The 9459-nt window shown below is 58.7% G+C and carries 7 protein-coding genes and 2 pseudogenes; 4 read left to right on the top strand and 5 right to left on the bottom strand.

The features are described 5' to 3' along the window. Both IC66_RS44615 and IC66_RS44610 read left to right on the top strand, forming a co-directional pair. The coding region (locus IC66_RS44615) for a hypothetical protein (protein WP_083859404.1) at nt 1-194 on the top strand (194 nt) is incomplete at its 5' end. Next, nucleotides 191-373: a hypothetical protein gene (locus IC66_RS44610; protein ID WP_028144422.1), complete on the top strand. Its 183-nt coding sequence runs from the start codon at nt 191-193 to the stop codon at nt 371-373. The genes IC66_RS44615 and IC66_RS44610, both read left to right, overlap by 4 nt. 376 nt (nt 374-749) lie before the next feature. Here the strand turns inward: IC66_RS44610 and IC66_RS0141055 are convergent, their stop codons facing one another. Both IC66_RS0141055 and IC66_RS49350 read right to left on the bottom strand, forming a co-directional pair. Continuing rightward, nucleotides 750-2720 (bottom strand): hybrid sensor histidine kinase/response regulator, encoded by a 1971-nt coding sequence (locus tag IC66_RS0141055; protein ID WP_028144423.1) that lies wholly within the window; start codon nt 2718-2720, stop codon nt 750-752. Between the two features lie 797 nt (nt 2721-3517). Then, nucleotides 3518-3684: pseudogene (locus tag IC66_RS49350) on the bottom strand (autotransporter outer membrane beta-barrel domain-containing protein); the annotation flags it as partial. A gap of 561 nt (nt 3685-4245) precedes the next feature. On the opposite strand from IC66_RS49350, the gene IC66_RS0141045 reads away from it, so the two are divergent. Then, a complete protein-coding gene (locus IC66_RS0141045; protein ID WP_131233184.1) occupies nt 4246-4515 on the top strand; it encodes a hypothetical protein in 270 nt (89 codons plus the stop codon). A gap of 149 nt (nt 4516-4664) precedes the next feature. Here IC66_RS0141045 and IC66_RS0141040 read toward each other — a convergent pair whose 3' ends face one another. The 3 genes from IC66_RS0141040 to IC66_RS42930 form a co-directional block, all read right to left on the bottom strand. Continuing rightward, the gene (locus IC66_RS0141040) at nt 4665-4886 is read right to left on the bottom strand and encodes a hypothetical protein (RefSeq protein WP_028144426.1); all 222 of its coding nucleotides are present in this window, start codon (nt 4884-4886) and stop codon (nt 4665-4667) included. Nucleotides 4887-5793: 907 nt separating this feature from the next. Next, nucleotides 5794-5961, bottom strand: a complete 168-nt coding sequence (locus IC66_RS48845) for a hypothetical protein (RefSeq protein ID WP_240536574.1) — start codon at nt 5959-5961, stop codon at nt 5794-5796. 128 nt (nt 5962-6089) lie between these two features. Beyond that, the gene (locus tag IC66_RS42930; RefSeq protein WP_038973714.1) at nt 6090-6320 is read right to left on the bottom strand and encodes a hypothetical protein; all 231 of its coding nucleotides are present in this window, start codon (nt 6318-6320) and stop codon (nt 6090-6092) included. Between the two features lie 873 nt (nt 6321-7193). Between IC66_RS42930 and IC66_RS0141025 the strand changes: the two are divergent. Continuing rightward, nucleotides 7194-7558, top strand: a pseudogene (locus IC66_RS0141025) (transposase); the annotation flags it as partial. Nucleotides 7559-9459: the final 1901 nt, after the last annotated feature.

Genomic DNA, 9459 nt, shown 5'->3' with positions numbered 1-9459 from the left:
TCGCGGATGAAGCCGTAAAATTCCGGAAAGCCGCTGCAGAGTTGCCGCCCGGCACCGCGCGAGAGCTGCTGATGAAGCGGGTGAGGCAGGCTGAAGCCGCATTGCAAATCAATGACTGGCTGGCCACGCCCGGCGCAGCACCACCCTCTGCGCTTGAGCAACTCACAGCGAAAACGACGCGCGAAATCCCATGAAGCTGCTGACAGAGTATCTCGAGCGTGCGGTGCAGCTTGAGGGGCTTGCGGCCAGTGAATTCGATTCCGCCTTTAAATCGCAATTGCTCGAGCAGGCGGCCTCATATCGAAAGCTCGCTGCAAAGCGGGCCAGGGAGTACGGCCTGCCTCCTCCAAGTCCGCCTGAAATAGTTCCGTGATCAGTCTTTCCAAGCGAGCCGAGCACAATTCGAGCACTGATAGACAGCAATCTTACGGCGATCACGCGGATCGAGAATCACCGATCTCAAGTCATTGCAATGTGACAGTCGTCGCACTTCGAACGCAAATCAACAAATTTCAGCTGAAAGACAAGCTGCTGCTCCCGCATGTGATTTGCCCCTCCCGCTCGATGGGATCAGATCGCGAGTCTCACTGCAATATCGTGAGTGATGAGTAGCTGGACGAGAGGGACCACCCGCCGCCTGCCCACGGGAGCCCTAGCCCTGACTTTCTGGCTGATCGCGAGTTCGGCATGGGCTGCTCACTGGACGTAAGAAGGGGGCCAACAAGTCGCTGATTAGAGAAATGGTACCACTATTCAGCAACCTTACGATCCAGCATCTCTCGCACGCGAAGGGCTAGTTTTGCCAGGGAAATGGGCTTCTCCAGTAAGTCCACTCCCTCTTCCAACCGGCCCTGGTGGACCACTGCGTTACGCGAGTATCCGGTCATATATAGGATTCTTAGCCCGGGACGGATCTGCTGAGCGCGTCTTCCAAGCTCGCGTCCATTGATCCCCGGCATCACTACATCGGTGAGGAGAAGATCAACCCTGGGCACGTCCTGCAACAAGGTAGTCAGCGCGGCCTGTGCACTGGGCGCAGAAATTACGCGGTAGTTGACATCCTTCAAGGCGTCCGAGACGTAGGCGCGGAGGTCTGCGTCATCCTCTACGACAAGAATAGTTTCCAACTTCTCGGCTTCAGGCACTATTTCGTCGGCTTCGGTCTCAACCGGAACGCTGCTCCCATAGTGCCGGGGAAAGTACATCCTGATGCTGCTGCCCTGGCCGACTTCGCTATAGATCTTGACGTGGCCACCTGATTGTTTGACGAAGCCATAGACTTGGCTGAGGCCGAGCCCAGTCCCCTGTCCAGGCTCTTTGGTCGTGAAAAAGGGCTCAAACGCGTGCTCTAAGACGTCACTCGACATGCCGCTGCCCGTGTCGGTCACGCACAACACCACGTATTGACCGGGCGATAGCTCAGGATTGATTCGGCAGTAGTCCTCGTCCGCCGAGACGTTCACGGCTTCGACGGTCAGCTTGCCGCCGCTGGGCATCGCATCGCGAGCATTGATGCTGAGGTTGATGATTGCCGACTCCAAGTGGTTTGTGTCAGCCTCGATCTGCCAGAGTCCTGCGCTCCCGACGGTCTGAACCTCGATGCCTTCTCCAAGTGTGCGTTGGAGGAAGTCCTGCAACCCACTCAAAAACCTGTTGAGGTTGATGGGCTTTGGATCGAGCGCCTGTCTCCTCGAGAAAGCCAGCAGGCGACTCGTCAATGCCCCCGCTCGTTGTGCGCCTCGCTTTGCGTTTGTAAGTGCCCGTTGGATGTTCACGCTGCCGGGAAGATGGCGACTATGCCGCTCAGCTGTTTCGATGTTGCCAAGCACAATCATGAGAAGGTTATTGAAGTCGTGCGCGACGCCGCCGCTCAACTGTCCGATTGCTTCGAGCTTTTGCGACGCAGCTAACTGGTCCTGGACGCTCCGAAGCTCGTCCTGGGCCTTTTTCCTTTCGGTAAGATCACGGGTGACTTTTGCAAAGCCGACCAGCGCGCCGGCATCGTCCACGATGCGATCAATGACCACCGATGCCCAAAACCGAGTGCCATCCTTTCGCATACGCCAGCCCTCGGCTTCGAAGCGACCCGTTTCGGCAGCTTGCGCGAGGGCACGTTGCGGTATCCCGAGATCAAGATCCTCCGGCGTGTAGAACTGGCTGAAGTGACGCCCGATGATCTCGGATGGGGCGTAGCCTTTAATCCGCTCTGCGCCGGGATTCCAGGTGCTCACATTGCCTGCTGGATCGAGCTGGAAAATAGCGTAATCGACGACCGCCTCGACCAACCTACGATAGCGGCGCTCACTCTCCAAAAGATTAAGCTGAGCGTGATGACGTTCGGTGATGTCCCGGGTGACCTTTGCGAAGCCGATCAATTCCCCCGTTTCATCACGGATGGTGTCGATCACGACAAGCGCCCAGAACCTGGTGCCATCCTTGCGTACTCGCCATCCCTCGGAATGGAAATGGCCGGTATCGCGTGCAGCCGCTAGTGCCGCCTGCGGCGCTTCTTTGTCTCGATCTTCAGGCGTATAGAAGGTCGAGAAAGGCTTTCCGATAATCTCATCAGCAGAATAACCCTTGAGCCTTTCTGCGCCCGCGTTCCACGTTCGGACGTAGCCCTCCGCGTCCAACATGAAGATGGCGTAATCGACAATAGCATTTACAAGCAGCTCGAACCGCCGCGCATCGCTGATGCGTTCGAATGATGTTGGGCTCATTTTTCCTGAGGCGGCGTTAGAGCAGTCGTACAAAACGCTGAAGGCAGCTTATTGGTTCCGTACCTTAATACCTGTCTCGGAAAGGTAGCACTCGGCTGGGGGGGCCCGTGCATCGCCCGGCAAATGCGTTTGCGTTCGTGGACGCTCAACGTCGGCGGGTTGGCTCAAACCGGTCGAGCTTCTTTGCGCCATCCCAAAGCTCTACGGCATGCCCATCAACGAGCTGTCTAGCCTTATCCTTCGCCGCTGATTCGTTCGGGACCTCAAGGTCGACTCGAAGCTTTATGTGCCCCTCAGCGTCGATGATGTAAGCCCGAAAGTTCGACATAACTCGCCCCAACTTACTGCGTCCAAAGCTGGAACCAGTTTAGAGGCGATCTAAAATTCGTGTCAATTCGGCGGACGGTCTCGCGGGGCCAAAAAACCGTGACGCTTCGCAGCCTTGTCGGCGAGCTTTTCCCAGTCCTCGGCAAGCCGAAGCCAAGCCTCGCGGTCAATAGAACTGACTGCTTGCGCAGCCAGAACTCTGCACTGCCCCGCTTCTTCGCGAAACCTATGGGCTTCCATTTCCGTCATGTGCACGCTCGCAACATACTCCCAATATGCCGCCGCGAGATGATCGTTCCGCCGCCTGGTCGAGCAACTTCCGTCTTAGCGTGCGGACGTGGCAAACGGTGTGCTGTCCATCTCGGCGCCAAAAGCTGCCTATCTGCAGCCCTAAGTCCGCTTTGGGTCAAAAGCAGCTGATCTGGTCTGCCACCTGGAAGGTCTGCTCCGGGCCAATTCCGGAAGTCGAGCTACCACCGAGAGCGAACGACGCCCTGGCCGGCATAGGACCGGCTCACTTCGGAAAACTCACCCTCGAACGTCGCCACGGCGGCCAGCCGCTGATCCACTTCACTTCGGCCGAGGTGGAGGTGAGCGCGGCGTCACGCGCTGGCTGCGCGCCCCTGGCGACGAAGCTGTGTCGGGCGCGCTGGAGAATGCCCTCCTCATACTCGGTCAGCTTGCATCGAAAGTTGCTATCACTCAGTGGTAAAATTTTTCGCGCTGTGGTTGGATTTTAATTGGCGTTCGGCGCCCTTGAGTTGTTTGACGAAGTGTTGCTGAAACAATGCGCTGCTATAGCGTGACTAGTCCTGTTGTTTTTCGCGCAGACAATCAGGTCAACCAATCGGCTCTTGAACTTTGGAACTGTTGCAGTCTGTGAATGGGCTCACATCGAAGAGCCATCTGACGGGGCTACCGCGAAAATCGAGGTGGAAAAATCTGGCATTGACACTCAAACGGTGGGGGTGACGATGCCCGCCATATTCGACCTGCTCTATCGTGAATATTGCCGCGCCTGCCTCGCGGAGATGCGAAAGCAGCTTCTGATCGCAGCTGAGCGCCCTGAAGCTCCAGCGCGTGTCTGCAATCCGCGGTCCACCCCTCATCTTACGTCGTCTTGGAGATCACGGCTCGAAATCGGGCACGCGCGCTCCTTGCTTTCGCAACAACTACGTCGCCCTACAGGAGGTGTATCATGAAGACCGCACTTCTCATTGCAGCTATGTTAGCTGTTGGTGTCGTATCCGCTGATGCTGGTCGAAATCAGCGTCATGGTTCATTCCACAAAATGCACCGTGTTGGATCAAGCATGGCGGCTGTTGGTGTTCCAGCAGGCGGTAGTCTTGGCGAACAGCCTGCTTCGGCACTTTATAGGCGGAATCTGCGCGACTCAGGCTACGATGCTAAGAAGAACTTTGATAAAGGTGGTCATATGTGCGTGTCCTGTGATTTTTACGGCAATTGACCAAGCTGGGCTGTGGCGACTGCGAATGGGATAACAACGGGAGCAACCGGGCAAAGCGAACCGGGTGTGCAAATAGAAGCCTCGCATTTTTTGAATACGAGCTTCGCCAAAAAATCCCCCGCGTGGGACGTTCTGCGGGCAGCTGCATATCAGGTCTCCTTGTAAGCGTGCTCAGCCTCGACGGCGCGAAGTAGGGAGGCAAGACTGGGATATTCCACGCCATTGCGGGCGTAGCAGTTGACTTGCTCGACATAGCGGGCCGATCCGTCGGGCTTGCCGTGCCAGCTGAACACCAGGACTGCGCTGTTGTGCCGGCGCAGAACGTGGCCGGCGCCATTACCGAAATTCTTGCTCATGGCATGGCGTTTCATGGCCGCGGCTCCAGCTTCGCCAGCTCCTACTCGTCCAATCCGGGGTAAGCATCCGGAACGGAAACGTTCCTGGGCGAGGCGACCAAGCGGCCTTAATTCATCTTGCGCCGGCGCTTCTTAATGATCTCCCGCAAGTCGTCCGCATATCTTCGATGATGCGGCGCGCCTGTTCCAAGCGGGTGGGATCGGGCTTCAATGGCGCGGTCTTCTTGTCCGATCCTGGTTTGTCAGGTTCGTCCATGTTCCAAGGGAAGGCGCGGTGCGGAGAAGTTCTTGAGCTGAATCAAGGATGCGCAAGCCTAGGAACCATGATCACGCCGGAGAATCCTGATGGCAGATTTTCCGCAGATGGAAGCTGCCATGCGATACTTTGCATATGCAGTCGACTTACCGGCGTTGCTCGCGCAGTTTACGCGATCGACTGCCCTACAGACGAAGACGCTCAGGCTCGGGCTGAGAAGTTTCTGGAGGCACATCCTGCTGTTGAGCTTTGGGATGGTCCTCGCAGGGTCGCCCGACTGGTACGCGGGATCTCGGACGATGAGCCGCCCCTCTAATCCCTCCAGACGAGCCGGCAGCAATTCGAGCACTGGTAGACGGAAATCTGACGCCCTTCGCGGGGGTCGAGAATGGTGGTTCGCACCTCGGTGATGATGTGGCAATCCTCGCACCTGGGGCGCAAATCGGTCCACGCTGGTTGAGTGACCACTAGCTCTTCGCGCATGTGATTCGCCTCCCCGTGCACGGGAGCAGATCGCGAATCCGGCATCAATATATCAATGTACATAGTGGGTTAGGGTTAAGCGCGCTTCAGGCTGGAGCCTCGGCCTTTTCCAGCAGATCCTCGCCCGGGTCAGCAGCCGCACATAGGTACCGCTCTCATGCAGCTCTAGCCAGCCCGGCGTTCTTAGCGGTGCCACGGGCGCCGGCGGCCCTGGATCTCCCGCGCCTGCTTGAGCTGGTCGTAGTTGATCTGCGCCTGCAGGTCGTCCCATGCGGTCCGGAATCGCGCGTTGGCTTCCGTGAGGCTGCGGGCGTCGCCGCGGTGCTCGCTGCGCTGGGGCACGTTCGGCAACGAGACCGACCAGGACCAGCCGTCGATGCCGCCCGACGCCGTTGGAGCGGAACATCCGCCCGATCGCCACTTCGTCCCAGATCACGATGTAATCGTCTCGGCGCATCGTGAGGTCGGTCATGGCAGTCTTACTTCGGCGGACGCAACTCGCCCTTGAGCCAGCCCTGCGCTCTGTCGGCTGTCATGGGATCGGGGTCGAACGTCGCTAGTTTGTGGTCGGACTGCCATAGCTGAATGGGGTAGATGTCGACCAGCGACTTTGCGCGTTCTTTGGCTTCGCCGTTATCCGCGCATATCAGATCGATTCGCTGTTGGATGTGTCCATCCTCGCCAATGTCGTAAGCTTGGTACTCTGGCATCTGACGGCCCCTCAGTAGCCGCGATTGAGGGAACTCATCAAACCGTCATCCGTGCCGTTGACAAAGGAGCCGACCGCTTCGAAGCGGCGTCGTTTTCGAGAGCCGCGAGGCTCTTGCTCGCGACGGTGAGTTGCCTTGTTCCATTAGCTGCAACACCCCGGGCTCGTGAGCGGGAAGCGACGCTACGTTGAAGCGACACTTACAGAGCATTTTACGAATCCGTTTGCTCCGGCGATCAGTTCCTGCCTGGAATACCGGGCCAGTGTGCAGAACCGAACAGAGCAATCTGCCAAGCATCGCGTAGGCTGCCGTCGCTTGGTTTCCGTGCTCGGGACCATGCACCTAACTTATGGGCCCCGGCCCCTCTCCCCGGCCGGGGCCTTTTAATGGTGCGCACCCCGGCGAGGCTGCGCATTATATGGTCTGCGCGGGGGTGGCATGGGTATGCTCTGATCATGGAAAAATTCACGCTGATAGCCGATAGCGTGGCGAATCGCGGCTGTTTTTGCGGTGCTCCTTTACATGAAGCCTACGCACTAGGGCGAGCTCCTCTGTTGGTGGCTGCTGAAGGCTGCTTCTCAGCGGCGCCAAAATCAGCCAACGTGCTCAACCGAACAGGTCGTAACAATTTGGCGTTTTCAATCACTGATTCCCACCATGACTAATGCCAATCGCGCTTTGCCCAAATTGCCCGACCTGCTGATTACCAAGGTTGAATTCGAGAGAGGGAGCCGGATCGTGGTCTTGGATACCGCCGGTCCGCGACTATCCGGTAAGAGAGGCCTCATCGTCGCGCGCGGCGCGACAGCTAGCCAGTTTAGGGGCTTGCTCGAAGGGACTAAGAATCCGATCACATTGCATTCCCGATTTTTGGACGCCGAGGCGGCCCGGGCGCAGTGGCGCAAGGTCGCCGACCAGCTCCGCCCCAAGCTGCCCAAGCTTGCCGGCTTCCTCGACGACGCCGAGACCGACGTGCTCGCCTACATGACCTCCCCGCCGCAACATCGGACCAAGCTGCACTCCACCAACCCGAACGAGCGCCTCAACGGCGAAATCAAGCGGCGCACCGAGGTGGTCGGCATCTTCCCCAACGAGGATGCCATCGTCCGCCTCATCGGAGCGATCCGCTCGAACAGAACGGTGAATGGGCCGTCCAGCGTGCCCGCTACATGACGCTGGAAACCATCGCGCCGTTGAGCGATGATCCGAGCGTCAGCCTCACGGCTATCGCCAGCTGACCGGCCCGGCTCTCGCCGGCGAACGCGGTGATCCACCCGCCAGCTACACCACGCCACGGGACACGATCCTCTCATTGGGCGCGGTCATTCCTCGCGCTTCACCTTTGTCGGCCACAAAGCCCTCCGGCAACCCCGGCACGTCGTCCGGGTCGCCGGGCTCTGTTCGATTGCAGACCGGGGCACGCGTCGCCAGCGCCGCCGCGGGTACAGGCCCGGCCAATGCGATTTGTGCGGGTTCGTTTTCGACCCGCGCACAATAGGCGCTCGTTTTTGAACCAAGCTTGACCGAATGGCGGCGAGCCTCACAGCGGTCATGAACAGACCGCGTACTATGATGCAATCGACCGGCCGAGGCTGGCCGTCGATGAAATAGAAATCCCTCGTTCGGGATGATCGAGGGCGAGGCCAGTACGCAAAACTCGCTTGACCGGAAAGAGACGGCCCGGCCCAGGGGCTTTTGTAGGACCAGGGCCGCTCCACCAGCTCGGCGGGCGCCGAGCCAGCAGGGTTTTATCCCTCTCCAGAGTTCCATGTTCCCATCAGTGCGGAACGGTTGCATACTTTTCCCGGTATGCGATTTTATCAAAGAGGTTCTTTGGCATGAGCGGCGTTGAAGATCTGCAGACGCTTCGTTTGATAAGGGCATTTCGAAAAATAACCGACCAGGACGTTCGGCGCTTAGTGGTTGCGTATGTGGAAGAGCAGCTGGGCCGCAACAAATCCCCTGGCGAACCGAGCACTAGCTCGCCAGCAGACCCTCGCTAGGTGTCAACAACAGCCTCACATAGGTGCCGCTTTCGTGCAGCTCGAGCCAACCGCGCTCAACCGCGTGCCTGATTCCGGCACTAAACTCTGGGCCTCTAGCCTTAAGCGTATAAAGGAACAGCGCGTTATGTGGTCGATGTCGCCGACCGGTTTGACGGTATTCACACAGACGAAGACGGTCATTGATCCCTCTTCAGCTTGCGCCGGCCCGAGTGCGGTCTGCGGGCGCCGTTTTGGTACTACGCCTGCGGTCTTTCTCTATCTCAGCAGACCTGTGTATTTCTGGACACGCATGGGGAATACTCGGCAACCGGAGGAACGTTAGGTAGGCGACGTGCTTTGTGTTCCCGGTGACGGCCTCAGTCCCACGAGGCAAGAGCCTGTCCGGAGGCCCCAGCATCATCATGCCCCCCGGCCCGGTGCTGGGGCCGCCACGGAGACGCTTTTATACGAGGCGCCGATTGGATCAGACTTGGAGAATCGGCTTCGCGATCAGTGTGACGGCTATTGTCGCCGCCGGCTCCTTCTTCGTGATCCGGTTTATGATTGGATTGCACCTCTGAGATCTGAAGTGATGATACTCCGGCGTGATCCCGGGCGCTGGCGTTCAACTGTTCTGCCTTCGAGCTTCGCGCCGCGCCTCCTCGCGCGCAGCGCGACGCGTCCCATGCAGCATCTTCGGCCGCATCCGATTGCCGTCGTTGGTTCGGGCTGTGCATGGCCATTAACAAGGCGTCGGTGCCTGACCTCGCCCCGTAAGACAGGCAAGGCTGGTAATTCGTGCCGTTATTGGCCGCTATCTGTTCTTCGCTGCCGAAATACATGACAGAGTCTGAAGCGGTCGCGTGACCGGCCATGACCGCCGCGACCAGCGCCGCGCCGGCGAGCCAGCCCTGCCCGCTAAGAGCGGCTATCGGTCGCCTTCCGAGGCGGGCATTTTAGGCTCAAGCGCGCTGCCGGCGAGAGCCATGAGACTCCGTTGACGGCGCCGGTCTTCAGTCCATATTTGTGAAAAGGCCTGTCAAGCCCTTGAGAGACCTGGATGATGCTGTCGGATCACCTGACGTCGAGTATGGAAGTCGCGTTGGAAGAGACGTGCCGGGAGCTTCCGAACGGCGGTGATCATGAGAGTCGGA

It is taken from the genome of Bradyrhizobium genomosp. III (assembly GCF_000261705.1).
GTDB classification, from domain to species: Bacteria; Pseudomonadota; Alphaproteobacteria; order Rhizobiales; family Xanthobacteraceae; genus Bradyrhizobium; species Bradyrhizobium ottawaense.
Note: the sequence above shows the minus strand (reverse complement) of the source record. Positions and strands in the feature narration are given on the sequence as shown.

Coding starts and splice junctions, on each gene's coding strand:
- IC66_RS44610 (WP_028144422.1), top strand. CDS start 191: ATGAAGCTGCTGACAGAGTATCTCGAGCGTGCGGTGCAGCTTGAGGGG.
- IC66_RS0141055 (WP_028144423.1), bottom strand. CDS start 2,720: ATGAGCCCAACATCATTCGAACGCATCAGCGATGCGCGGCGGTTCGAG.
- IC66_RS0141045 (WP_131233184.1), top strand. CDS start 4,246: ATGAAGACCGCACTTCTCATTGCAGCTATGTTAGCTGTTGGTGTCGTA.
- IC66_RS0141040 (WP_028144426.1), bottom strand. CDS start 4,886: ATGAAACGCCATGCCATGAGCAAGAATTTCGGTAATGGCGCCGGCCAC.
- IC66_RS42930 (WP_038973714.1), bottom strand. CDS start 6,320: ATGCCAGAGTACCAAGCTTACGACATTGGCGAGGATGGACACATCCAA.